This is a genomic window from Citrobacter sp. Cpo071 (assembly GCF_030332765.1).
In the GTDB taxonomy this organism is placed as follows: domain Bacteria; phylum Pseudomonadota; class Gammaproteobacteria; order Enterobacterales; family Enterobacteriaceae; genus Citrobacter; species Citrobacter portucalensis.
This window is the reverse complement of record NZ_JAOWHE010000077.1, coordinates 276,102-300,895: the sequence shown is the minus strand read 5'-3', so window position 1 is coordinate 300,895 and position 24,794 is coordinate 276,102. Positions and strand designations below refer to the sequence as shown.

Genomic DNA, 24,794 nt, shown 5'->3' with positions numbered 1-24,794 from the left:
ATGTCGTGGATCATTTGCCTATATTTTGTCAACTACGTGACCGCGACTGCTTGATCGTCGGCGGTGGAGATGTCGCAGAACGCAAAGCGCGGTTACTGCTGGAAGCGGGCGCCCGTTTAACGGTTAATGCGCTGGCGTTTATTCCGCAGTTCAAAGTATGGGCAGATGAAAACATGCTGACGCTGGTTGAGGGGCCGTTCGATGAGTCCCTGCTCGACACCTGCTGGTTGGCTATTGCCGCCACCGATGACGATACCGTCAACCAAAGCGTCAGCACCGCCGCAGAATCACGTCGTATCTTCTGCAACGTGGTCGATGCGCCAAAAGCAGCCAGTTTTATCATGCCCTCCATTATCGACCGCTCACCGCTGATGGTGGCGGTCTCCTCCGGCGGGACATCGCCAGTGCTGGCCCGTCTGCTGCGTGAAAGGCTTGAATCCGTACTGCCTCAGCATCTGGGCCAGGTCGCGCAGTATGCCGGCAAGTTGCGCTCCCGAGTGAAGCAACAGTTTGCCAGCATGGGTGAACGTCGCCGCTTCTGGGAAAAATTGTTCGTGAATGACCGCCTGGCGCAGTCGTTGGCGAACAATGACCTGAAAGCCGTCGAGGAAACCACTGAGCAAATGCTCAGCGAACCGCTGGATCACCGTGGTGAAGTGGTGCTGGTTGGCGCCGGTCCTGGCGATGCCGGCCTGCTGACGCTGAAAGGGCTACAGCAGATCCAGCAAGCGGATGTCGTGGTCTATGACCGTCTGGTTTCCGACGATATCATGAACCTTGTACGCCGCGATGCAGACCGAGTGTTCGTCGGTAAACGTGCGGGCTATCACTGCGTACCGCAGGAAGAGATCAACCAGATCCTGCTGCGTGAAGCACAACAGGGCAAGCGCGTGGTACGACTGAAAGGTGGCGACCCGTTCATCTTTGGCCGCGGTGGCGAAGAGCTGGAAACGCTGTGCCATGCCGGTATCCCATTCTCTGTAGTGCCGGGTATTACCGCAGCCTCCGGTTGTTCTGCCTATTCCGGCATTCCACTGACCCATCGTGATTACGCTCAGAGCGTGCGTCTGGTTACCGGACACCTGAAAACCGGCGGTGAGCTGGACTGGGAAAACCTGGCAGCAGAGAAACAAACGCTGGTGTTCTACATGGGGCTGAACCAGGCGGCCACGATTCAGGAAAAATTGATCGAATTTGGCATGCAGCCCGATATGCCCGTCGCCCTGGTAGAAAACGGTACCTCCGTGAAACAGCGTGTCGTCAATGGAGAGCTGACTCAGCTAGGAGAGTTGGCACAACAGGTTGAAAGCCCAGCGCTAATTATTGTTGGTCGTGTGGTAGGCCTTCGAGATAAGCTGAACTGGTTCTCAAACCATTAATTGAATGCAAATAAATGCCCTGATTATCAGGGCATTTATTTTTCTCGTTTGTTATTCATGATTTATTCTCAAACCTGAATTAAGAAAGACTAAATCCATTCACAAACAAAATGTATTTGCGCTCTTTTTTATAAAAAACACGTAAAATACCCTGTTTATATCCGTATAACCCATAAATTTAATTCACATCCTAAATAATACATGACCATTGAGTAATTTGACGAAGCACGGTCATTCAGTGGCAAAATAATAAATTACCTCGAAATAAATTTATGCCTTCAATGGCATATTTTGTGCGTATTTATTTAAGGATGTCGATTATGCAAAGGAAAAAACTCATTGCTGTGGGTATTGCTCTTGCGTTGCAAACTTACTATCTCCCGGCGATAGCCGCAGATAGTAGCGACGATGACAATGATTGCCCTACTGATATATCCGTATTATCAAAAGCCGAACGTAACAAACTCTCCGCATGCTGCCTGGCAGATTATACAGAACAAGACAATCACTGGGGATGGGTCGCAGGTGGTGTCGCTGCGCTAACAGCTGGTGTAGCGATAGGTATCGATAACAATAGCGGCGGCCATTCCCACCATAATGATACTCCGGCAACCCCATCAGATAATGGCGATGTAACGCCCACACCTCCCGACGACGATAGCGGCAATGTAACGCCCACACCTCCCGATGACGATAGCGGTGATGTAACGCCCACGCCTCCCGACGATGATGGCGGTGATGTAACGCCCACACCTCCCGATGACGATGGCGGTGATGTAACGCCCACGCCTCCCGACGACGATGGCGGCGATGTAACACCTACACCACCTGATGATACCTCTGTTATTACCTTCAGTAACGGCGTCACCATCGATAAAGGCCTGAACACACTGACATTTGACGGCATCAAGCTGGATAGCGGCACGGACCTCGGCGGCGCCGTATGGAATTACGTCGAACAGGATGATCGGTGGCAGATCGCATTACAAGACGGTAAAACGCTGCTGGTTTCCGACTGGAAAGTGACCGACGATAATGCCGCCGTCATTGAAGGTACGGTACAAGGAAGCGGCCTGTACTGGAAATATGACAACCAGGGATACCTGATCGTTGCCGATGACCAGACAACCGTCGTCGCTGGCGATGACGCTTCAAATACTGCCGATCGCGGGGTTGATACCCGTGGTGAAGGTAAAACTGGCGTCATCATCTCCGGCGATCGGACAAACAACGCGTTAAGCGGTGATTCCTCCGTCAGCGATGGTGCGGTCGGCATCGTCATTACCGGTGACAACACCACCAATACGATTTCAGGACAAAGCACCGTCGACGGCGCAACCGGCGCGCTGATTTCAGGTAACGGCACCACCACCCGCATTTCCGGTGGCATTGACGTCACAGGTGGCGGCACCGGCATGGTGATCGATGGCAACGAAACCACGGTGGCGAATACCGGCACCTCTAACATCAGCGGTCAAAGTTCAACCGGCTCCATCGTCAATGGCGACAACTCGCACGTTATCAACGATGGTGAACTCTATGTGGCCGACGGCGCTACCGGGGCAAAGATTACCGGTGATGATGTCCTCATCGACAATAAAGGCGATACCACCGCCAGCGGCGCAGGTTCTACCGGGCTATATATTGACGGCGACAACGCAACCATTAACAGCGAAGGGAGGCAGGATATTTCCGGCGGCGCAACGGGCATCCTGATTAACGGCAACAGCGCCACCTTCGATAATATCGGCACCACCGATGTCAGCGGCGCAGGCTCTATCGGTATCAGCATCACCGGCGACAAAACGCGCATTACTAACGATGGCGAACTAAACGTTACCGACGGCGCGACCGGAGCCAAAATGACCGGTGACGGTGCGGTGATTGATAACACCGGCGACTCAACGGTCACCGGCGCGGGGTCAACCGGGCTGTACATCGCGGGAAATAAGGCGCTGGTTATTGGCGAAGGAGATCAAACCATTGCGCAGGGCGCAACGGGTACCGTCATTGCGGGCGATAATTCCCGAATCGCGAATACGGGTGATATCACCGTGGATGGCGCGGGCTCTATCGCTGCAGTCATTGATGGAAATGATAATAGCCTGACTCAGGCAGGCGACATGCTAGTCACCAACGGCGCGACGGGTATCGTCACTGACGGGGCGGGTAACGAAATCAAAAACACCGGCAACGCGACCGTGCGCGATGCAAACTCCGTGGGTTTTGTGATCGATGGTGAAAGAAATGTCTTTAATAATAAAGGGAATATCGACGTCAGCCTGAATGGTACTGGCGCAAAAATGAGTGGCGACTCGTCACAGGCGACGCTGGATGGTGATATCAATGTGACCGCTGTCGAGGACAGCAACGGCCTATACCGTGGTGCACAGGGCCTCGATATGGCGGGTGATAACAATACGCTGAATATTACCGGCAACGTCACAATCAGCGGTGACTATGACGCAGATAGCCAGATGGCCAGCAACAGCGATACCCTCCAGGGAATCACCGTCAGCGGCACGAACAATCAGGTGGATCTAACCGGCTCGCTTAACATCAATGTTAGCGATGTGAGCACGGTAAGTGGACAGTGGCTGGATACATACGGCCTCACGGTCAAAGGTGATGGCAATACCGTCAATCTGATGGGCGGTATTGATATCAACTACGCCGAAAATGGCGATGGCGAAGTATCGTCTGTTACAGGCATAAATATAGACGGAGCTAGCAGTGTCACATTAAGCGGTGAGTCCACATTGAATATCACCACCCTCCCCGGCGGCTCAGTGACACTGGCCAATGTACAAAACGGCGGCAGCTTAACGTTAGACCAAAACTCTGTAATTAAAATCACAGAAACAGTTTTGCCCAGTGAGCATTACACCTACAACGCAATATTAACCGCAAAAGGCCAGGGTTCATCGATCGATAATCAGGGAGCCATCGTTGATGACGGCGCTGTCGCCCTATTATTCGCCCGCAGCGGCGCACAGGCAAAAAACAGTGGCGATATTAGCGCCTATGCCACAAGCGGTCATGACAACCGTAATGCAATCACTGCGGCTACCGATCAAGGATCGATAGTTAGCAACGCAGCGGGAGGATCAATCACGCTGGTATCGTCACTAACCCCAGGCAGCGATGGAGGAATAGGAACCTTCCCGCTGATTTGGTACAGCAATACGCTTTACGCCATGCTGGCGGAAAACTACGGCGAAGTGAGCAACGAGGCAGGCGCCACAATAAATCTCCAGGGGGCGGGAGTCTATGGCGTATCCGCCAGTAAAGGGACGGCCCTCAATGCCGGAGATATTTACCTGGACGGCTTTGTCCCGACGCTGAACGACGATAATACCGTCGCCAGCAAAAGTTACTGGTCACCATCACAACTCTATCTGACCAGCTCGGCAATGGTGGCAGGCACCACCGACGGTGGTTATGGCGATGCAACCGCCACCAATACAGGCACCATTACCGTCAATAATGCGGGCTTCGGTATGATGGCACTTAACGGCGGCACAGCCATTAACCAGGGCACTATTAACCTGACCGCCGATGCAGGCGTCACCAAAACCGATGATAACCAACTGGTGGGCATGGCGGCGCTGAATGGTGGCATCGTGATTAACTACACCACAGGGACCATCAATATTGATGCCAATTACGGCAAGCCTTTCCTGACTGACAGCAAAAGTACCGTGGTTAACTACGGTACGGTCTGTTATGACAGCAACTGCCAGGGCAGCGACGACTACAACCCAACCGACAGCAACGTTTCCCTTACTTTTGCTGATGGCGATGTCATTACCGCCGCAGGCGAAACGCTTACCGGCGAAACCATCATTACCAATCCGGTCGCAACGGAAACCGTACACATTAGCAACGCGGGCACCGTCAGCGGCGGCAAGGTCATCGTTAAAAATTACGGCGATTTAACCAATGCCGACACCGGCAGCATCAGCAGCGTCAGTATTGCAACAGGCGGCACCTATACCAACGAAGGTACAACAGCGGCAGTCTCCGTTGACGGCGGTGTCTTCAACAATACAGGCACCGTGACCGGGAAAACCGGCACCACCGTCGCAGGTTCCATTATCAACAACAGCGGGTCCATGAACACGGTTGAGCAATGGTCCAGCACCATGAACAATACCGGCATCGTGACGGACTGGACCGGCGCATCGGGTGGTGCGGTACTGAACAACAACGCTGGCGGCGAAGTCGATAAACTCAAATTTACCGCTGCCGCAACCGTCAATAACGCGGGTGTCATTAATAACGGCACCGTCGATAAAAACGGTACGCTCAATAATCTTGAAGGCGGCGTGATGACGCTGGCAGATAACGCCCTGTGGTCCGGTGCCTTCAATAACTGGGGGACAGTGAACAGCGATGCCGATATCGCCACCGGCGGGAGCGGGCACACGCTGTACAACGGCAGCACTGGCGTCATTAACGGGCAGGTCACTACCTCGAAAAATAATGGCGGCAGTAAAGCCATTAACGACGGCACCATCAACATTGATAAAACTAACAATGTGGCGATGTCCGCGCACGGCAGTGCGAAGATGGTCAATAACGGCACCATCAATGTGGGAACCGAAGGTACCACACAAACCGGTATGGTCGGGATGCAGCTGGAATCAGATGCCAAATCCGATGCGGTGATCGAGAATAACGGCACCATCAATATTTACGCCAGCAACTCCTACGCCTTCAGCCAGTTGGGCAGTAACGGTCATATCGTCAATAACGGCACAGTCTACATTGATGACAACGTGACTGGCTCCGGCTTTATCAAGCAGGATGGTAAAACCATTGAAGGCAGCGGCGAAAACGGTGACGGTACGGAAGTGCATTATGTTGACTTCACGGCCCCCACGGAACCTACCATTACCGATGGCACGACAACCGTTACCACCAGCGACAGTGCAGATTCAACGGCCACCAACAACCTGTCGGGCTATGTGGTCGGCACCAGCGCTGATGGCAGCGCCGGTAAGTTGATGGTCAGCAATGCCAGCATGAACGGCGTGGAGATTAACACCGGTTTTACCGCAGGTACTGCCGACACCACCGTCAGCTTTGACAACGTGGTCGAGGGCAGCAACCTGTCCGACGCAGGTGCCATTCAATCCACCTCCGTGGTGTGGAATGCACAGGGCAGCACCGATGCCAGCGGCAACGTTGACGTCACCATGACCAAAAACGCCTATGCCGATGTGGCGACCGATGGTTCCGTCAGTGACGTGGCGCAGGCGCTCGACGCCGGTTACACCAACAACGAGCTGTACACCAGCCTCAACGTTGGCTCCACCGCTGAGCTGAACAGCGCTCTGAAACAGGTAAGCGGCAGTCAGGCTATCACCGCGTTCCGTGAAGCCCGCGTGCTAAGCAACCGCTTTACCATGCTGGCCGATGCCGCGCCGCAAATTAAAGATGGCCTGGCGTTCAACGTCGTAGCGAAAGGCGACCCACGCGCTGAGTTGGGCAACGATACCCAGTACGACATGCTGGCATTACGTCAGTCGTTGGATCTCACCGCCAGCCAGAATCTGACGTTGGAGTACGGTATCGCGCGCCTGGACGGTGACGGTTCGAAGACCGCGGGCGACAACGGCCTGACCGGTGGCTACAGCCAGTTCTTTGGTCTGAAGCACAGCATGGCGTTTAATGAAGGTCTGGCGTGGAAGAACAGCCTGCGTTATGACGTACACAACCTCGACAGCAGCCGTTCTGTCTCTTATGGCGACACCAACAAGGTGGCGGACTCCAACGCACGTCAGCAGTATCTTGAGTTCCGCAGCGAAGGGGCGAAAACCTTCACCATGCTCAACGATACGTTGAAAGTCACGCCGTACGCCGGGGTAAAATTCCGTCATACGCTGGAAGGCAGCTATAAAGAGCGTAGTGCGGGTGATTTCAACCTGTCGATGAACGCTGGCAGCGAAACCGCTGTGGATTCCATTGTCGGAATGAAGTTCGACTATACCGCTGAAAATGGCTGGAGCGCCAGCGCCACGCTGGAAGGCGGTCCGAACCTGAGCTACAGCAAGAGCCAGCGTACTGCGTCACTGCAAGGTGCCGCAGGCCAGTCCTTTAGCGTAGACGACGACCAAAAAGGCGGAGGCATCAACGGCCTGGCGACGGTCGGTGTGAAATACAGCGCCAAAGACGCCAGCCTGAATCTGGACGCTTACCAGTGGAAAGAGGACAACATCAGCGATAAAGGCTTTATGTTGAATTTCAGAAAAACATTTCGCTAATTAATTAAACCCGCAGCCTGGTATTATTTATTAATACCAGGCTTTTTTATTTAAATTCAATTCACTAATCGTATGTTTTATATATAAAGCGACATGTCCTTTTCTGGACTACTTAAAGTTTATGTTAGTTGATATCTTATCCGGCGAAAAATGGACTTCATCCATTTAGAAATAGATATCTAACAAGGATTTTGACATGTTTAAATTTGCAAAAATCACCTTAGTTGCTGGTGTTCTGGCTACGCTGACCGCGTGCACTGGTCATATCGAAAACACAAAAAATAACTGCAGCTACGATTATTTCCTGCATCCAGCAATTTCGATTTCAAAAATTATTGGTGGCTGTGGTCCGGCTGCAAATCAGTAATAAAAGCGATTGCGCAGATACAAAAAAACCGGGAACTTCCCGGTTTTTTTAACAACACAGAGCGCATTACGGCTTGGCGACAAAACCAATCGCTTCGTAAACGGCTTTCAGCGTAACAGATGCGCGGGCGCTGGCTTTTTCCGCACCTTCTTTCATCACTTTCTGCAGGAAAGCTTCATCGTTACGGAAACGGTGATAGCGTTCCTGAAGCTCGGTCAGCATACCGGAAACGGCCTCTGCGACTTCACCTTTCAAATGACCATACATTTTGCCTTCGAAGTGCTGTTCCAGCTCCGGAATGCTCTTACCGGTGACGGCGGAGAGAATATCCAGCAGGTTGGAAACACCCGCTTTGTTCTGCACGTCGTAGCGTACAACTGGCGGCTCTTCGGAGTCGGTCATCGCACGTTTGATTTTCTTAACCACAGATTTCGGATCTTCCAGCAGACCGATCACGTTGTTGCGGTTGTCATCCGACTTGGACATTTTCTTCGTTGGCTCCAGCAGCGACATCACGCGCGCGCCGGATTTAGGAATGAACGGCTCAGGCACTTTGAAGATGTCGCCATACAAAGCGTTAAAGCGTTGGGCGATATCGCGGCTCAGTTCCAGATGCTGTTTCTGATCTTCGCCAACCGGTACCTGGTTGGTCTGATACAGCAGGATGTCTGCCGCCATCAGTACCGGATAATCAAACAGACCGGCGTTGATGTTCTCCGCATAGCGCGCGGATTTGTCTTTGAACTGGGTCATACGGCTCAGTTCGCCGAAGTAGGTGTAGCAGTTCAGCGCCCAACCTAACTGTGCATGCTCCGGTACGTGAGACTGCACGAAAATGGTGCTTTTTTCAGGATCGATACCGCATGCCAGATACAGCGCCAGCGTATCGAGCGTTGCTTTACGCAGCTGCTGAGCATCCTGACGAACGGTGATGGCATGTTGGTCAACGATGCAGTAGATGCAATGGTAGTCATCCTGCATGCTCACCCACTGACGCAGCGCACCCATATAGTTGCCAATGGTCAATTCACCTGAGGGCTGTGCGCCACTAAAAACGATGGGCTTAGTCATTTTTTGATTCCTGATTTTCGCTATGCGGAAGCCCGAGAGCGGGCAGTAGTTCATTAATACGGTCGTAAATAACGTCGGGCTGGCTCAGCGCGATCGACTCGCCGTAGTTGTAGCCATAGGTCAGGCCAACGGACGGACAGCCAGCAGCTTTTGCCGCCTGAATATCATTGCGTGAATCCCCTACGAAGAGCATTTGCTCAGGCTTGATGCCAAGCTTACTTGCCACCAGCAGCAGCGGATCCGGATGCGGTTTTTTATTCTGCACGTCGTCACCACCGATGACCACGCTAAAGTACTTGGCGATATCTAATGCTTCGAGCAATGGCGCGACAAACGGGGTCGGTTTGTTGGTCACCAGACCCAGCGGCAATCCTTTCGCATGCAGCGCGCCCAGCGTGTCGGCAACATCAGGGAACAGGAATGTCCCCTCTTCTGCGACATCGCCGTAGTATCTGTCGAACAGCTTACGCAAAATACGTACCTGCTCCTCGGCGGGAATATCATCATCAACGGGCGGTTTACCCATCGTTTTACGTAATGTTGCGCGCTCCTGACGGGACCACGCCAGCGCGCGCTCCATCAGTACATCTGCACCGTTACCAATCCAGGTGATAACGCGTTCTTCTCCGGCAACCGGCAGTTCCAGCGCATATAGCGCCATGTCCACCGCTGCGGCTAATCCCGGCGCGCTGTCGACCAGCGTGCCGTCGAGGTCAAATGCAGCGCCCCGAATATCCTGAAACTTATCCATGACTTACCTTCGCCAGTTCATTGCGCATTTCATCAATGACTTTTTTGTAGTCTGGTTGGTCGAAAATGGCGGAGCCTGCAACAAACATATCTGCGCCTGCCGCGGCAATTTCACCAATGTTATTCACTTTGACGCCACCATCCACTTCGAGGCGGATATCGTAGCCAGATTCATCAATACGACGACGCACTTCGCGCAGCTTATCCAGCGTTTGTGGGATGAAGGACTGTCCGCCAAAGCCTGGGTTAACGGACATCAGCAGGATCACATCGAGCTTATCCATGACGTAGTCCAGATAGCTCAGCGGTGTTGCCGGGTTGAACACCAGGCCCGCTTTACAGCCATGCTCTTTGATCAGCTGTAAAGTGCGATCGACATGCTCAGAGGCTTCCGGATGAAAAGTAATGATGCTGGCGCCAGCGGCGGCGAAGTCCGGGACAATCCGATCGACCGGTTTCACCATCAGGTGAACATCAATCGGGGCGGTGATGCCATATTTACGCAGCGATTTCAGTACCATCGGTCCGATGGTCAGGTTCGGTACGTAGTGATTGTCCATGACGTCGAAGTGCACGACATCGGCACCGGCAGTCAGCGCTCTCGCGGTGTCCTCACCCAGGCGGGCAAAATCAGCCGACAGAATTGAGGGGGCGATCAAATACTGTTTCATCCGCTTCTCCTTGAGATTTATTTCTTCGCAGGCGTTACAACTCCTGGTTTATACAGTGCCAGCAGTTCGTTCACCTTTTTACGCGTGCCGCCATTGCTGCTTATGCTGCGCCGCACTTTGACCTGAAAATGTTTCGCCGCTCGGTACCATTCACGGGTATCGGGCGTATCGTGGTTCGAAATTAACACCGGGATCTGCTTACTGACCAGCTTTTCTGCCATCTCGGCCAAATGCGCCTGCTCTTTCGGGCTAAAGCTGTTGGTGTGATACGCAGTGAAATTTGCTGTCGCCGAAAGCGGTGCATAAGGCGGGTCACAATAGACCACAGAGTTGCTATCCGCACGGTTCATGCACTCTTCATAGGAGAGGCAATGGAACTCCGCATTCTGCGCTTTCTCAGCAAAATGGTACAACTCGGCTTCCGGGAAGTAAGGTTTTTTATAACGCCCAAACGGGACGTTAAACTCGCCGCGCAGGTTATAGCGGCACAATCCGTTGTAACCAAAGCGGTTCAGATACAAGAACAGCACTGCTCTGCGGAACGGATCCTCGCTGGCATTAAATTCTTCTCTGAACCGATAGTACACCTCAGCCTGATTGGTTTCAGGCATAAACAGCTCACGCGAAGCCTGCACATACTCATCGGTACGCGTCTTCACGATGTTATAGAGACTGATAAGGTCGCTGTTGATATCGGCAAGAATATAACGAGAAAAGTCGGTGTTGAGAAACACCGACCCGGCACCCACGAAAGGTTCAATCAGGCACTCACCCTGAGGTAAATGCCGTTTGATATCATCAAGCAGGGGGTATTTCCCCCCTGCCCATTTCAAAAAAGCGCGATTTTTTTTCATGCTGACTAACTAATTACACCTTCTCCGGCTGTGGAGAAAGCTCCGACAGCATCCTGCGCTTTAGTCTTTGTCCCGCAATTGGGCGAAACATCAAACCATTGCAGAACATATCCTATCTTACTTCAAATCGGCCTGAACCTGATGCAGCGGTTTTGCCCACGGGTTTTTCGCCTGAATATCAGCGGGTAACGTAGACACTGCACGTTTCGCGTCTTCTTTAGACGCATACACGCCTGTCACCAGAACATACCACGGTTGACCGTTACGCGTCGTCTGGTACACCACGTAGTTCTTCAGGTTTTCTTTCTTCGCCCAACCGTTCAGGTTGTCGTAGTTAGAAGAACTGCTGAGCTGCAGCGTGTAATGGCTGGACGGCGCAGATTTTAACGCTCCAACATTACCTGCACTTTTCGCTCCGCCAGCAACAGGCGTTGTCGTTGTTGCTGTCGCCGTTGACGCAGGCGTTGCGGTCTGCGTTGGCGTCGCAGTTGCTTTCGGCTCAGCGGTCGCTTTCGGCGTAGCGGTTACCACAGGTGCTTTAGTTGTGGTGGTCGGCGCGGTAGCAGTTACGGTTGGTTTTGCCTGAGCAACAGGTTTCGGCTCTGTCGGCGTCGCTTTCACCGTAGTTTGCGGTTTACTCTTCGGCTCAATAACGGCCTGTTTACGTTCCTGACGCGTAGCAGCAGGACGCTCAGTCGTTTCCGTTTTCGCCGTCTGGCGCGCAGCATTACCATTACGCATCGGCGCAACGGTCGCAGGTTCGGTCGGCAGCGTAGAGTTCACCACGACGTTGTTAACCTGCTCCTGACCCTGCGGTTGTGTCAGAGCATTGTTCAAATCGCCCTGCACTTCAACACGCTGCTGGCCTTCGGTTGCCGCAGGTGCCTGACCTTGAGTCGGGGTAGAGGAAATCGGTGGCAGGGAAACATCCTGCTGGGTATTGCCAGCGGTCTGCTCAGTGCCCGTTGCAGGAGCCGTTGCGCTCGCCTGATCCGTTGCATTGCTGCCAGAAAGATCGATGCTCTTCTCACCAGATGCTGCCTGCTCATTGGAAGAAGATGAGGGGGCTTTCAGCGCAGAACCAATGCCGATAATCAGCAGCAGCAGTACCAGAACGCCCACACCCATCATCATATATTGGCGGGAGGCAGGTTTGCTGGCGGCTTTCTTACGCTTGCGCGGACGACGTTCTACACGCTCTTCATCCACGGCATCGTCATCAGATTCATACTCTTCTTCAATGTCCTGCTCTTCTTCACGCTCTTTGCGTGCTCGTGCAGGACGGCGATCGTCAGCATCCAGATCAACATCATCAAAATTGATTTGCGGCTCATTATCGCGTTCAGACGATTGACGAGAACGACCAGTACGACGATCGCTGGGATCGGGTTTCAGCTCGTCTTCTGGTTTGAATTCATCCATTTAACACCCCACTCAAAGGTTAATGCTTACGACTTTGCACATAACCTGAAGCTAAAAGACCTACGTTTCGCAACGTAAGCCTGACCTTTCTTGTTGTTACGCCTGCTGGCAATCAGCAATAGCGTTAAGAACCACCTCGTGCGACACTCCGCCGCGCACTTCACTCTTCCCTATCGCTCGCGGAAGCACCAAACGAATCTCTCCCGCTAACACTTTTTTATCTCGCAGCATGTGCGGCAGATAAGCCTCGGTGGACATTTCACGCGGCCCATTCACCGGTAAGCCAGCTCGCTGTAACAGCGTAATGATGCGCTGCGTATCAGCGGAGGTGAACTGACCCAAACGTTCTGACGTACGGGCAGCCATTACCATACCTGCTGCGACTGCTTCACCATGTAACCAATTGCCATAACCCATTTCAGCTTCGATCGCATGGCCAAAGGTGTGTCCCAGATTCAGTAAAGCACGTAAGCCCATTTCACGCTCGTCTGCTGCGACAACTTCTGCTTTCAGCTCACAACAACGACGGATACAGTACGCCATTGCCGGACCATCCAGACGCAGTAACGCATCCAGATTGTCTTCCAGCCAGCTGAAAAATTCACCGTCAAGAATGATGCCGTATTTGATCACTTCCGCCAGCCCCGATGCCAGCTCACGCGCAGGAAGCGTTTTCAGACAATCGAGATCCACCACCACGGAGGCCGGTTGGTAAAACGCGCCAATCATGTTTTTACCGAGGGGATGGTTTACGGCGGTTTTGCCGCCAACGGAGGAGTCGACCTGCGACAACAGAGTTGTCGGGACTTGAATAAAACGAACACCACGTTGATAGCTGGCTGCCGCAAAACCGGTCAGATCGCCAATCACGCCGCCGCCAAGGGCAACTAACGTGGTATCACGACCATGCGGTTTTTGCAGTAACGCGGTGAAAACCGTATCCAGAACCGTCAGGCTTTTATACTGCTCGCCATCGGGAAGGATAACGCTATCAACGTTAACACCCGCCTGTTCAAGTACGCCGCGAACCTTATCGAGATAAAGGGGAGCCAGGGTTTCGTTGGTCACCAACATAACCTGATCGCCCGATTTCAGCGGTAAGAATGAAGCTGGCTCATTGAACAAACCAGCCGCGATGGTGATAGGGTAACTACGTTCCCCGAGAGTGACTGTGATCCTCTCCATTACGCGACATCCACCTTAGTTACTTGTACCCGCAGACGAGTGTGTATTCAGCCAGAATTAGTTGCTTTCCAACATATGAATAATCTGGTTTGCTACGACTTTTGCGCTCTGATCGTCGGTGCGAATGGTCACGTCAGCAATCTCTTCGTACAGAGGATTGCGTTCGTCAGCCAACGCTTCCAGAACTTCACGAGGCGGTGATTCTACCTGCAGCAGCGGGCGTTTCTTGTCACGTTGAGTACGTGCAAGTTGTTTTTCAATTGTCGTTTCAAGATAGACCACGACGCCACGCGCGGAAAGACGGTTACGTGTTTCACGTGATTTTACAGAGCCACCGCCAGTTGCCAGCACAATACCCTGTTTTTCCGTCAACTCGTTGATGACTTTTTCTTCGCGATCACGGAAGCCGTCTTCACCTTCTACATCGAAGACCCAGCCCACATCAGCTCCGGTTCGTTTCTCAATCTCTTGATCAGAATCGTAAAATTCCATATTGAGTTGTTGAGCTAACTGGCGCCCAATAGTGCTTTTTCCGGCACCCATAGGCCCAACCAGAAAGATATTGCGTTTCTCTGCCATTTTTTCGGTACTACTAAGACTATTCGTTAATGGTAAACCCGCTTCGCAGACACCCAGCGCAGCAGGACATGAACTGAAACCTCATAAGATATTGCGAGAGTCAGACTGAAAATTATCTCAATACTCAAGCGGGTTTGGCAACTGAATAAATCACCAAACCTAACGCATTTCTGGTCGTGGCAGGCATGCTACCCTGCAAACATCAGACCTGGCGACGTATCGCGCAGTCAAATGACACCCAATAAGCCTATGGCACACCACCGGAAAGGCAAAGCGTATTCACTGCCGCATAAGTAAAGAAAAGTACCGACGCTCAAATCGGTACTCCTTGTATGCTAAATACACCCTCACGTCAAATCCCTGAAACGTGTTCAGTGCAAAAACAACGGCTTTTCATGCATAAGTTATTCCGTTGAAACCAGTCTGGGCGTAATAAAGACCACTAATTCGCGCCGTTCGTCTTCTTTACCATCATGGCGAAAAAGAGAGCCAAGCCAGGGAATGTCGCCTAATAGCGGCACGCTGTCGGCTGCGGATTTATTCTTATGTGAAAAAATCCCGCCAAGCGCAATCGTCTCGCCGCTTTTTACCTCGACCTGAGTTTCAATCTCCTGCTTGTCGATAGCCAGCACTTCGCCATCTGCCTGCTGTAGAACCTGTCCGGGAACATTCTGGCTGATATGCAGTTTCAGCCTGATTCTCCCTTTCTGCAACACCGTTGGTGTTACCTCCATCCCCAGTACCGCTTCCTTGAACTCGACGGATGTCGCACCGCTTTCACCGCTGGAGACCTGATAAGGGATCTCACTGCCCTGCTTAATACTGGCAGGTTGCAGGTGAGATGCCAGTAATCGTGGGCTGGCGATGATATCCAACTGCTGTTTTTGCTCCAGCGCAGACAACTCCAGTTCCAGTAAACGACCGTTAATGCGGCCAATATTAAATCCCACACGGGATGTGGCGGTGGCTACAGAAAGGTCGCTGGCGAGCGTCGTGACATTCCCAACCGCCCCCGATTGTTGTGCGTCAGCCAGCGACCACTTCACCCCCAGCTCGCGCAAACTTTTTTCATTAATAGTCACGATATGCGCCGCCAGTTCGACCTGGGCAACCGGCAAATCCATTTCCGATACCCACTTTTCCAGGGTGTTAAGCGCAACGCTATTATCACGCAGCAGTAAGCGGTTGGTCCGTTTATCCACCGTCATGCTTCCTTTGGCACTGAGCAGCTTTTCTCCTGCTTTTGCCAGCTCGGCAGCATCGGCATAGTGCAAAATAATGCTGCGCTGCTCCAGCGGCATACTGGCCTGAATCCGCGCCTGTTCATTGTCCTGGCGGGCCGCATTTTCACTCTGCCATTGAACAGAATGTACATGCAGGATGTTTCCCTCCTGGCGTAATACCAGTCCGGCACTTTTTACCACCGTCTGCAATGCCTGCTTCCAGGGGACATCCGTCAAATGCAGCGACAGCACACCGCTGACATCTGGCGAAACCACCAGGTTTTTCTGTTCCTGTTCAGCCAGCGCCTGCAATACTTGCGTAACCGGCACATCATCGACCACCAGCGTCACGTTTTGCGGTTTCGTCGCCAGTGCGCTCGTTATCCCGACCGCCAGCGCTATTACTATCCACGCTATCCATCGCTTCATTTACCGCTCCTTGTCGTTGCCACTGCCACCGCGGCGGTTCGCAGTTTTTTTCTGTGCCGAGGGTTATGTTCTGGGCCGTTATCTGCGTAATCGTCCAATCGTTTTTCAGGACGTCATTTGGCTTAACCCGCCGCCATTTTTTCTGGCTATCCTGAACAATGCCGATAGGTCGCGTGCCCTGGCTCACCATGCCCTGAAAGCGCCATGTCGACAGCTCAGCAATTTGGCAGCGGTCCTCCGGCGGCAGGAAGGGATTACGCATACCGGTGAGCATCAGTACGCTCATACATGCCAACAGCCAGCGTTCAACCGTCATTCAGGCGCTCCAGCTGTAGCGTTAGCAGCAGCTCCGTGTCTTCTGCGCTAAGCGAAAATCGGCTGACGTTCATCCCCTGATCCGCCAACTGGACAAACGTCTGCGGGATAGCATCCCAGGCCGATATCAGCGCCATCTCTCCGCCTTGCGCAGAGGGTTGCCAGTGGATAAGACGAGTAAGTGAAGTCTGAAACAGTAGTGGAGAGAACAGGGTCAGTTTCTCTTCCGGCTCTGCTGGTGATGCCGCTAACAGATAGACATCTCGCCATTGCATCTGAATAGCTGCCCGTTGCTGGACCAGCGTCTCGCGTTGCATCGTCCGCTCCCGCGCTACGGGATAAAGACATAACGTCACCAGTATGAGTAGCCCCAACATCCAGCCGCACCAGCAGATGAGTCGAAAGCGCGGCGACTGCGCTAACCAGACATCACAGAGCGTTATCATGCGCACCGCTCCGTGTCAGTCGATAGTGGAATTGCCAGCGTCCCTGCGCATCCTGCTGCGTTTCACCGGGGCTGCTCAACTGAAATAATGGCTGCTGGCGTAATTGCGTTTCCAGAGTCTTCAGCGCGGCAAAGTTCAACGTGTTTCCCGTCAGTTCCAGCGTGTCCTGCTGCCAGGTCATTTTTGTTAACCACGCCTGCTCAGGCAGTAATTCCGCCAGCTCTTGCAAAACCGACTGCCAGCTTCGGGTCTGCTCACGCTGTTTGTTCCGTGCCTGCACCTGTTGCCATCGTTGCTGGCGCTGCTGCATACGCGTCTTTAGCGCCATTAAGGCCTCGACACGCGTCTTTTCGGCATCTGCCAGCAACAATTCAGCCCGATTTTCTACACTCAACACGCTGTAATAGCGCAACAACACGCCAATACTAAGCAGTAGCGAAGCGCTAAATAAGATGCCCCAGAAGCGCAGGCAAGCGTAACGCCGAGTCTGACGCCAGGGCAGAAGATTAATGGTCGCTATCATCGGTACGCGCCTCCCATAGCGAGTCCCAGCGCAATGGCGAAGTGATGGCTTTGCGTTGGAATGGGCGGCTGGCGTACAGACACGGCGCTCAAAGGGTCGAAGCCGCCAGGGGAGCATTGCGCAATGGCTGTCGTGGGCAGAGATAATGTCGTGGCAAGCTCATCGATACTGCCAATATCGCTCGTTGATTTACGTCCCCATGCCGAACGGGTCGCCCATAACCACTGGGCGTCATCACGCCATACCAGACACTGCTGATGCTCTGGCAAGAAGGGAATAAATCGCTGTAACGCGCTGGCATCCGGTGTAATCGCCGTAACCTGCACCTTCAGGGTTTGGATAAGCGTCAGAAGCGCTGAAATCTCTTTGCTTTGCGCAGCAGTGACGTTAAATGCCGGGCTCAACGTGTCTTCGCTATAATCAAAATGCAGCGCATCCGGCGCCATATCGAGTTCACGCGCCATCGAACCGGACAACCATGCGGTTTGCTCTGGCTCGCGTAACGTCATTGTCGGACGAGGAAACTTTTTTTGTAACGTCCTGTTGGCGGGAAAAGAGAGATGAATATGGTGTCGGCGAGGGAGCTCCCGGCTCCACGGCAGTAGCGCGGTGACCAGCTGTTCAGGCTCGCGAATGTGGCCATCGACGATAACCTGAGGCGTCAGCGGTATACGCCACCAGCGTTGCAGATACCAACCTGATGCTTCGCGAACGATAGCGACAGCCAGCGCTTCATGTTGCTGAATATGCAGACCAATTTTCCAGATATTGAAAGCCATTGCTAATGATCTCCTTATCACCCGTCGCTTTAACGGGTATATCAATGCGTCTGGCTTGCCTTTATACTACCGCGCGTTTGTTTATAAACTGCCCAAATGCCACTAAATGGGAAATCTCCAGTGAAGTTCGTAAAGTATTTATTAATCCTTGCAGTATGTTGCATCCTGCTGGGAGCAGGCTCGATTTATGGCCTCTATCGCTATATTGAGCCGCAATTGCCTGATGTCGCGACGCTCAAAGATGTGCGTTTACAGATCCCGATGCAGGTTTACAGCGCTGACGGCGAGCTAATCGCGCAATATGGCGAGAAACGTCGAATCCCGGTCACGCTGGATCAGATGCCGCCGGTAATGGTTAAAGCCTTTATCGCCACAGAAGACAGCCGCTTTTATGAGCACCATGGGGTAGACCCGGTGGGGATCTTCCGTGCGGCCAGCGTCGCATTGTTCTCTGGTCACGCGTCGCAAGGGGCGAGTACCATTACCCAACAGTTGGCGAGAAACTTCTTCCTGAGCCCGGAACGTACGCTGATGCGTAAGATCAAAGAAGTGTTCCTGGCGATCCGCATTGAACAACTGCTGAGTAAAGATGAGATCCTCGAACTGTATCTGAACAAGATCTATCTGGGGTATCGCGCCTATGGCGTGGGTGCTGCCGCGCAGGTCTATTTTGGTAAGACGGTGGATCAACTCAGCTTAAGTGAAATTGCGGTGATTGCTGGTCTGCCAAAAGCGCCGTCAACCTTCAACCCGCTCTATTCGATGGACCGTGCAACCGCGCGACGTAACGTTGTACTGTCGCGTATGTTGAGCGAAAACTACATCACGCAAGCCCAGTACGATCAGGCGCGCGGCGAGGCCATTGACGCTAACTACCACGCGCCGGAAATCGCTTTCTCTGCACCGTATCTGTCTGAGATGGTGCGCCAGGAGATGTATAACCGTTATGGCGAGAAAGCCTATGAAGACGGGTATCGCATCACCACCACCATTACGCGCAAAGTACAGCAGGCAGCTCAGCAGGCAGTACGTAACAACGTGATGGATTACGACATGCGCCACGGCTACCGCGGCCCGTCGAACGTGCTGTGGAAAGTGGGCGAAAGCAGTTGGGACAGCAAGAAAATTACCGATACGCTGAAAGCGCTACCGACTTATGGCCCCCTGCTGCCGGCGGTTGTTACCAGCGCCAATCCACAGGAAGCCATTGCCGCGCTGGCGGATGGTACATCAGTGTCATTACGGATGGATGGTATGCGCTGGGCGCGTCCTTACCGTTCGGATACTCAACAAGGCCCAACGCCGCGTAAAGTGACTGACGTAGTACAGACTGGCCAGCAAATCTGGGTACGCCAGGTGGGAGATGCCTGGTGGCTGGCGCAAGTGCCGGACGTCAACTCCGCCCTGGTCTCCATCAATCCGCAAAACGGCGCGGTGCTGGCGCTGGTTGGTGGTTTTGACTTCAACCAGAGCAAGTTTAACCGTGCAACCCAGGCGTTACGCCAGGTGGGCTCCAACATCAAGCCATTCCTGTATACCGCCGCAATGGATAAAGGTCTGACGCTGGCGAGCATGCTCAACGACGTGCCAATCTCCCGCTGGGATGCCGGTGCTGGTTCCGACTGGCAGCCGAAGAACTCCCCGCCGCAGTACGCCGGTCCTATCCGCTTACGTCAGGGGCTGGGTCAGTCGAAAAACGTGGTGATGGTACGCGCCATGCGCGCCATGGGCGTGGATTACGCGGCAGAGTATCTGCAACGTTTCGGTTTCCCGGCACAGAACATTGTGCATACCGAGTCACTGGCGCTGGGTTCGGCTTCGTTCACGCCGTTGCAGGTGGCGCGTGGTTACGCGGTGATGTCTAACGGCGGCTTCCTGGTCGATCCGTATTTCATCAGTAAGATAGAAAGCGATATGGGCGGCGTTATCTTCGAAGCGAAGCCGAAAATTGCCTGCCCGGAATGCGATATTCCGGTGATTTACGGCGATACCCAGAAATCTAACGTGCTGGAAAACAGTAACGTAGAAGATGTCGCCGTCTCGCAGGAACAGCAGAATGCCGCCGTGCCTATGCCGCAGCTTGAGCAGGCGAACCAGGCACTGGTCGCGCAAAGCGGAACACAAGAGTACGCTCCGCACGTGATCAACACGCCGCTGGCCTTCCTGATTAAAAGCGCGCTGAACACCAATATCTTTGGTGAACCAGGCTGGATGGGAACCGGTTGGCGAGCAGGTCGCGATTTACAGCGTCATGATATCGGCGGGAAAACCGGGACCACCAACAGCTCTAAAGATGCGTGGTTCTCCGGTTACGGACCAGGGGTAGTAACGTCGGTATGGATCGGCTTTGATGACCATCGCCGCAACCTTGGTCATACAACGGCTTCCGGCGCGATCAAAGACCAAATCTCCGGCTACGAAGGCGGTGCGAAGAGTGCGCAGCCTGCATGGGATGCTTACATGAAATCCGTGCTGGAAGGTGTGCCTGAACAGCCACTGACGCCACCGCCGGGTATCGTGACGGTCAATATCGATCGCAGCACAGGACAACTGGCGAGCGGTGGCAATAGCCGCGCAGAGTACTTCATTGAAGGCACTCAGCCGACGCAACAGGCGGTGCATGAGGTGGGAACAACCATTATTGATAATGGTGAGACACACGAACTGTTCTGATCGATTGCCGGATGGCGCTTCGCTTATCCGGCCTACAATTTCGGTACAATTATTTGATCTTCCGGAATTTTGTAGGCTGGATAAGGTATCAGTTGGCAATCGTAATTAAAGCCGTCCCTGCCCTTTCAGCCATTCGCGTACGAGGAACAGCGCACTGACATTACGCGCTTCGTGAAAATCAGGGTCTTCCAGCAGGTCTATCAAATGCGCCAGCGGCCAGCGCACCTGCGGTAATGGCTCAGGTTCATCACCCTCCAGCGATTCAGGATATAAGTCCTCTGCCACCACGATGTTCATCTTGCTGGAGAAATAAGATGGCGCCATGCTGAGTTTCTTTAAAAACGTCAGATCTTTTGCGCCAAACCCCACCTCTTCTTTCAGCTCCCGATTCGCCGCCTCAAACACGCTTTCGCCAGGATCGATTAATCCCTTGGAAAAACCCAGTTCGTAGGACTCGGTCCCGACCGCGTATTCGCGAATAAGGATCAGATGGTCGTCAACAATCGGCACAATCATTACCGCTTCACGCGTGGATGGACGCATACGTTCATAAACGCGGCGTACGCCATTGCTGAACTCAAGGTCCACGCTTTCGACCTTAAACAGCCGGGATTGGGCGACGGTTTCCACTTTCAAAATCGTGGGTTTCTGTAATGATTTGCTCATTGTGAGGATCTTTGCTGTGAAATCTGGGGTTATTGTGCGATATACCGCACGGTTTCGGCAATGTGAATTGCCGTTTATTTACATTTATGTAACGTACTAAAAGTTAATCCCTATTTCAAATTAAAAGTCAATAGGTTGAAATAACTCCAGGAATTTGCTGATATTCCATTTTTGGTGATTTTGCTATGATTCGCATTTACTGGGCTGTACTTAAAGATGCTCAAGTTCGACTCCACACTTGCCGATAGCCAACCACAGAATCACGAATATTGAACAGGGTGCGACTGACCACGCCTGACAGACTAAGTAAGATGGGGAAAGCATGAGCACCATTCTGATTTTTTTAGCTGCTTTGCTGGCCTGCTCATTGCTTGCAGGATGGCTACTCAAATCAAAATCCAGGCAGAAAAATTTACCCTTGAGCAGCGTCTTCTCAGACGCCTCGAAACGTAAACTCACACCTGAAGAACGCAGCGCAGTCGAAAACTATCTCGAAAGCCTTAGTCAAATTCAGCAAGTACCCGGTCCCACGGGAGCCAGTGCTGCACCGGTCTCATTAACGTTGAATGCCCAAAGTAATAGCGTCATCGTGCTTACTCGTTCGATTACACGTTACGGCATTACCACCGACGATCCTAACAAATGGCGCTACTATCTTGATTCCGTTGAGGTACATCTTCCCCCTTTCTGGGAACAATACATCAACGACGAAAACAGCGTTGAGATAATCCACACCAATACGATACCGCTGGTTATCTCGTTGAACGGCCATACGCTGCAGGAATATATGCAGGAAGCGCGTGGTTATGCGTTACAGCACACCGCTTCTACCCAGGCGTCCATTCGTGGTGAAGAAAGTGAGCAGATTGAACTGCTGAATATTCGCCAGGAAACCCATGAAGAATATGCGCTCAGCCGCCCTTCGGGATTGCGCGAGGCGTTGTTGATAACCGCCTCATTCCTGCTGTTCTTTTTCTGTTTGGTTATCCCGAACACGTTTGTTCCGTGGGCAGTTGGTGGCGCGGTGTTGCTGTTAGCTGCGGGTCTGTGGGGATTGTTCGCCCCGCCGTCCAAAAGCGCCCTGCGGGAAATTCATTGTCTGCGCGGTACGCCACGTCGCTGGGGGTTATTTGGCGAAAACGACCAGGAACAAATTAATAATATCTCGCTGGGTATTATTGATCTGATCTACCCACCTCACTGGCAACCTTACATCGCCCAAGACCTTGGCCAGCAAACGGATATCGATATTTATCTCGATCGCCACGTTGCCCGCCAGGGGCGTTTTTTATCTCTGCACGATGAAGTGAAAAACTTCCCGTTACAGCACTGGCTGCGCAACGCCGTCATCGCAGGCGGCTCGTTGCTGGTACTGCTGATGCTGCTGTTTTGGATCCCGCTGGATATGCCGATAAAGGTCACGCTCTCCTGGATGAAGGGCGCGCAAACTATCGAAGCCACCAGCGTTAAACAGCTCGAAAACGCGGGCGTTCGCGTGGGTGACACGCTGCACCTGAGTGGTACGGGTATGTGTAACATTCATACCCAAGGAAGCTGGAATGCGCAGCCTGCCACGCCGTTTATGCCTTTCGATTGCTCGCAAATTATCTGGAATGACGCGCGCGCATTGCCGCTGCCTGAGTCTGACCTGGTGAATAAGGCTACCGCGCTCACGCAGGCCGTGAGCCGTCAGCTGCATCCCAAACCTGACGATGACTCTCGCGTCAGCGCATCGCTACGCTCAGCAATCCAAAAGTCCGGCATGGTATTACTGGACGATTTTGGTGAGATTGTCCTGAAAACGGCCGATCTGTGTGCAGCCAAAGATGAATGTGTGCGCTTAAAAAATGCGCTGGTTAACCTCGGTAACAGTAAAGACTGGGCCGCGCTGGTGAAACGGGCAAACGCAGGCAAACTGGATGGCGTGAACGTGCTGCTGCGTCCGGTAAGCGCAGAGTCACTGGATAATCTGGTAAATACCTCTACGGCACCGTTTATTTCACGCGAGACTGCGCGAGCAGCCCAGGCGCTGAATAGCCCTGCCCCTGGCGGTTTCCTGATTATCAGTGATGAAGGCAGCGATCTGGTCGATCAGCCGTGGCCGACGACCTCGCTATATGACTATCCTCCCCAGGAACAGTGGAACGCCTTCCAGCGCCTGGCACAGATGCTAATGCAGACGCCGTTTCGCGCGGAGGGGATCGTCACCAATATTTCGACTGACGCCAATGGCACCCAGCACATTGGACTGCACCGTATCCCGGACCGCTCAGGTTTATGGCGCTACCTTGGCACGACGCTGCTGATGTTCTCCATGCTCGGATGCGCTATCTACAACAGCATACAGGCATTCAGACGCTACCAGCGTCACCGCACCCGCATCGCGGAAATTCAGAGCTACTACGAAAGTTGCCTCAATCCAACACTGATTGATAACCCGGAAAGCCTGATTCGATAACACGCTCGCGCGACAGGATATGCTACCCTGTCGCGCATCATGTTTTCTTCTGGGGAGTTTCCATGCATATCAATATTGCCTGGCAGGATGTCGACACCGTGTTGTTAGATATGGACGGCACGCTGCTCGACCTGGCATTCGATAACTATTTCTGGCAAAAACTGGTACCGGAAACCTATGGCGCGAAGCAGGGTATCTCTCCTCAGGAAGCTCAGGACTATATTCGTCAGCAGTATCATGCCGTGCAGCATACGCTAAACTGGTATTGCCTTGATTACTGGAGCGAGTGCCTGGATCTGGATATTTGCGCCATGACCACGGAACAGGGACCGCGCGCCGTTTTGCGCGAAGATACCGTACCGTTTCTTGATGCCTTAAAAGCCAGCGGCAAACGCCGTATTCTGCTCACCAACGCGCATCCGCATAATCTGGCGGTGAAGCTTGAGCATACCGGTCTGGCCTCACACCTTGATTTATTACTTTCCACCCACACATTTGGTTATCCCAAAGAGGATCAGCGGTTATGGCACGCTGTGGCTGAAGAAACGGGAATGAGTGCAGAGAAGACGCTGTTTATTGACGACAGCGAACCCATTCTCGACGCCGCTGCTCTGTACGGTATTCGTTACTGCCTCGGCGTGACCAATCCCGACTCCGGCATCGCCGAAAAACAGTACGCACGCCATCCGTCACTGAATGACTACCGCCGACTGATCCCCTCACTGATGTGAAGGA

At 53.0% G+C, this 24,794-nt stretch carries 19 protein-coding genes; 6 read left to right on the top strand and 13 right to left on the bottom strand.

The genetic code is table 11. The annotated features are described in order from the left end of the window. Positions 1-5: 5 nt before the first annotated feature. From cysG to OGY09_RS10215, 3 genes are all read left to right on the top strand, one after another. Complete coding sequence (cysG, locus tag OGY09_RS10225) at positions 6-1,379, top strand: siroheme synthase CysG (RefSeq protein WP_032945200.1); 1,374 nt, start codon at positions 6-8, stop codon at positions 1,377-1,379. Positions 1,380-1,699: 320 nt separating this feature from the next. Next, complete coding sequence (locus tag OGY09_RS10220; RefSeq protein ID WP_032945201.1) at positions 1,700-7,648, top strand: pectate lyase-fold domain-containing protein; 5,949 nt, start codon at positions 1,700-1,702, stop codon at positions 7,646-7,648. A 196-nt stretch (positions 7,649-7,844) separates the two neighbouring features. Beyond that, complete coding sequence (locus OGY09_RS10215; RefSeq protein ID WP_008786311.1) at positions 7,845-8,015, top strand: YhfL family protein; 171 nt, start codon at positions 7,845-7,847, stop codon at positions 8,013-8,015. A gap of 66 nt (positions 8,016-8,081) precedes the next feature. On the opposite strand, the gene trpS is transcribed toward OGY09_RS10215, so the two are convergent. The 12 genes from trpS to OGY09_RS10155 form a co-directional block, all read right to left on the bottom strand. Continuing rightward, complete coding sequence (trpS, locus tag OGY09_RS10210; RefSeq protein WP_003827687.1) at positions 8,082-9,086, bottom strand: tryptophan--tRNA ligase; 1,005 nt, start codon at positions 9,084-9,086, stop codon at positions 8,082-8,084. Further along, positions 9,079-9,837: a phosphoglycolate phosphatase gene (gph, locus tag OGY09_RS10205; protein WP_003837920.1), complete on the bottom strand. Its 759-nt coding sequence runs from the start codon at positions 9,835-9,837 to the stop codon at positions 9,079-9,081. Before gph ends, trpS begins: the two co-directional genes overlap by 8 nt. After that, the gene (gene rpe / locus OGY09_RS10200; RefSeq protein WP_003023561.1) at positions 9,830-10,507 is read right to left on the bottom strand and encodes a ribulose-phosphate 3-epimerase; all 678 of its coding nucleotides are present in this window, start codon (positions 10,505-10,507) and stop codon (positions 9,830-9,832) included. The genes gph and rpe overlap by 8 nt, the downstream gene beginning before the upstream one ends. Positions 10,508-10,524: 17 nt before the next feature. Continuing rightward, positions 10,525-11,361: an adenine-specific DNA-methyltransferase gene (gene dam / locus OGY09_RS10195; RefSeq protein ID WP_003827684.1), complete on the bottom strand. Its 837-nt coding sequence runs from the start codon at positions 11,359-11,361 to the stop codon at positions 10,525-10,527. A gap of 117 nt (positions 11,362-11,478) precedes the next feature. Continuing rightward, a complete protein-coding gene (gene damX / locus OGY09_RS10190; RefSeq protein WP_032945203.1) occupies positions 11,479-12,783 on the bottom strand; it encodes a cell division protein DamX in 1,305 nt (434 codons plus the stop codon). Positions 12,784-12,879: 96 nt separating this feature from the next. Beyond that, on the bottom strand, positions 12,880-13,968 hold the full coding sequence (gene aroB / locus OGY09_RS10185) for a 3-dehydroquinate synthase (RefSeq protein WP_003827681.1): 1,089 nt from the start codon (positions 13,966-13,968) through the stop codon (positions 12,880-12,882). Positions 13,969-14,025: 57 nt separating this feature from the next. Further along, a complete protein-coding gene (gene aroK, locus OGY09_RS10180; protein ID WP_003023552.1) occupies positions 14,026-14,547 on the bottom strand; it encodes a shikimate kinase AroK in 522 nt (173 codons plus the stop codon). A gap of 404 nt (positions 14,548-14,951) precedes the next feature. Next, the gene (gene hofQ / locus OGY09_RS10175) at positions 14,952-16,199 is read right to left on the bottom strand and encodes a DNA uptake porin HofQ (protein ID WP_071992579.1); all 1,248 of its coding nucleotides are present in this window, start codon (positions 16,197-16,199) and stop codon (positions 14,952-14,954) included. Next, on the bottom strand, positions 16,102-16,515 hold the full coding sequence (locus tag OGY09_RS10170) for a HofP DNA utilization family protein (RefSeq protein WP_032945209.1): 414 nt from the start codon (positions 16,513-16,515) through the stop codon (positions 16,102-16,104). The genes hofQ and OGY09_RS10170 overlap by 98 nt, the downstream gene beginning before the upstream one ends. Next, positions 16,505-16,960: a HofO family protein gene (locus tag OGY09_RS10165; RefSeq protein ID WP_032945211.1), complete on the bottom strand. Its 456-nt coding sequence runs from the start codon at positions 16,958-16,960 to the stop codon at positions 16,505-16,507. The genes OGY09_RS10170 and OGY09_RS10165 overlap by 11 nt, the downstream gene beginning before the upstream one ends. After that, complete coding sequence (locus OGY09_RS10160) at positions 16,944-17,483, bottom strand: PilN domain-containing protein (protein ID WP_032945213.1); 540 nt, start codon at positions 17,481-17,483, stop codon at positions 16,944-16,946. The genes OGY09_RS10165 and OGY09_RS10160 overlap by 17 nt, the downstream gene beginning before the upstream one ends. Next, complete coding sequence (locus OGY09_RS10155) at positions 17,480-18,262, bottom strand: type IV pilus biogenesis protein PilM (RefSeq protein WP_032945215.1); 783 nt, start codon at positions 18,260-18,262, stop codon at positions 17,480-17,482. Before OGY09_RS10155 ends, OGY09_RS10160 begins: the two co-directional genes overlap by 4 nt. Before the next feature lie 120 nt (positions 18,263-18,382). On the opposite strand from OGY09_RS10155, the gene mrcA reads away from it, so the two are divergent. After that, positions 18,383-20,935, top strand: coding sequence for a peptidoglycan glycosyltransferase/peptidoglycan DD-transpeptidase MrcA (gene mrcA, locus OGY09_RS10150; RefSeq protein WP_003827669.1), 2,553 nt, complete (start codon positions 18,383-18,385; stop codon positions 20,933-20,935). A gap of 105 nt (positions 20,936-21,040) precedes the next feature. Here mrcA and nudE read toward each other — a convergent pair whose 3' ends face one another. Continuing rightward, a complete protein-coding gene (gene nudE, locus OGY09_RS10145) occupies positions 21,041-21,601 on the bottom strand; it encodes an ADP compounds hydrolase NudE (RefSeq protein WP_032945217.1) in 561 nt (186 codons plus the stop codon). Positions 21,602-21,923: 322 nt separating this feature from the next. Here nudE and igaA point away from each other — a divergent pair, with 322 nt between their 5' ends. Together igaA and yrfG are read left to right on the top strand one after the other, a co-directional pair. After that, on the top strand, positions 21,924-24,059 hold the full coding sequence (igaA, locus tag OGY09_RS10140; RefSeq protein WP_032945218.1) for an intracellular growth attenuator protein IgaA: 2,136 nt from the start codon (positions 21,924-21,926) through the stop codon (positions 24,057-24,059). Positions 24,060-24,121: 62 nt separating this feature from the next. Beyond that, positions 24,122-24,790 carry a GMP/IMP nucleotidase gene (gene yrfG / locus OGY09_RS10135; protein ID WP_003023533.1) on the top strand — a complete coding sequence of 223 codons (669 nt, stop codon included), beginning with the start codon at positions 24,122-24,124 and terminating at the stop codon, positions 24,788-24,790. Positions 24,791-24,794: the final 4 nt, after the last annotated feature.

Excerpts from the sequence above, each read along its gene's own strand:
- OGY09_RS10155 (WP_032945215.1), bottom strand. The coding sequence starts at position 18,262 with ATGGCTTTCAATATCTGGAAAATTGGTCTGCATATTCAGCAACATGAA.
- OGY09_RS10170 (WP_032945209.1), bottom strand. The coding sequence starts at position 16,515 with ATGACGGTTGAACGCTGGCTGTTGGCATGTATGAGCGTACTGATGCTC.
- OGY09_RS10165 (WP_032945211.1), bottom strand. The coding sequence starts at position 16,960 with ATGATAACGCTCTGTGATGTCTGGTTAGCGCAGTCGCCGCGCTTTCGA.
- aroK (WP_003023552.1), bottom strand. The coding sequence starts at position 14,547 with ATGGCAGAGAAACGCAATATCTTTCTGGTTGGGCCTATGGGTGCCGGA.
- OGY09_RS10220 (WP_032945201.1), top strand. The coding sequence starts at position 1,700 with ATGCAAAGGAAAAAACTCATTGCTGTGGGTATTGCTCTTGCGTTGCAA.
- yrfG (WP_003023533.1), top strand. The coding sequence starts at position 24,122 with ATGCATATCAATATTGCCTGGCAGGATGTCGACACCGTGTTGTTAGAT.
- nudE (WP_032945217.1), bottom strand. The coding sequence starts at position 21,601 with ATGAGCAAATCATTACAGAAACCCACGATTTTGAAAGTGGAAACCGTC.
- damX (WP_032945203.1), bottom strand. The coding sequence starts at position 12,783 with ATGGATGAATTCAAACCAGAAGACGAGCTGAAACCCGATCCCAGCGAT.
- gph (WP_003837920.1), bottom strand. The coding sequence starts at position 9,837 with ATGGATAAGTTTCAGGATATTCGGGGCGCTGCATTTGACCTCGACGGC.
- dam (WP_003827684.1), bottom strand. The coding sequence starts at position 11,361 with ATGAAAAAAAATCGCGCTTTTTTGAAATGGGCAGGGGGGAAATACCCC.
- igaA (WP_032945218.1), top strand. The coding sequence starts at position 21,924 with ATGAGCACCATTCTGATTTTTTTAGCTGCTTTGCTGGCCTGCTCATTG.
- trpS (WP_003827687.1), bottom strand. The coding sequence starts at position 9,086 with ATGACTAAGCCCATCGTTTTTAGTGGCGCACAGCCCTCAGGTGAATTG.
- OGY09_RS10215 (WP_008786311.1), top strand. The coding sequence starts at position 7,845 with ATGTTTAAATTTGCAAAAATCACCTTAGTTGCTGGTGTTCTGGCTACG.
- rpe (WP_003023561.1), bottom strand. The coding sequence starts at position 10,507 with ATGAAACAGTATTTGATCGCCCCCTCAATTCTGTCGGCTGATTTTGCC.
- OGY09_RS10160 (WP_032945213.1), bottom strand. The coding sequence starts at position 17,483 with ATGATAGCGACCATTAATCTTCTGCCCTGGCGTCAGACTCGGCGTTAC.
- aroB (WP_003827681.1), bottom strand. The coding sequence starts at position 13,968 with ATGGAGAGGATCACAGTCACTCTCGGGGAACGTAGTTACCCTATCACC.
- hofQ (WP_071992579.1), bottom strand. The coding sequence starts at position 16,199 with ATGAAGCGATGGATAGCGTGGATAGTAATAGCGCTGGCGGTCGGGATA.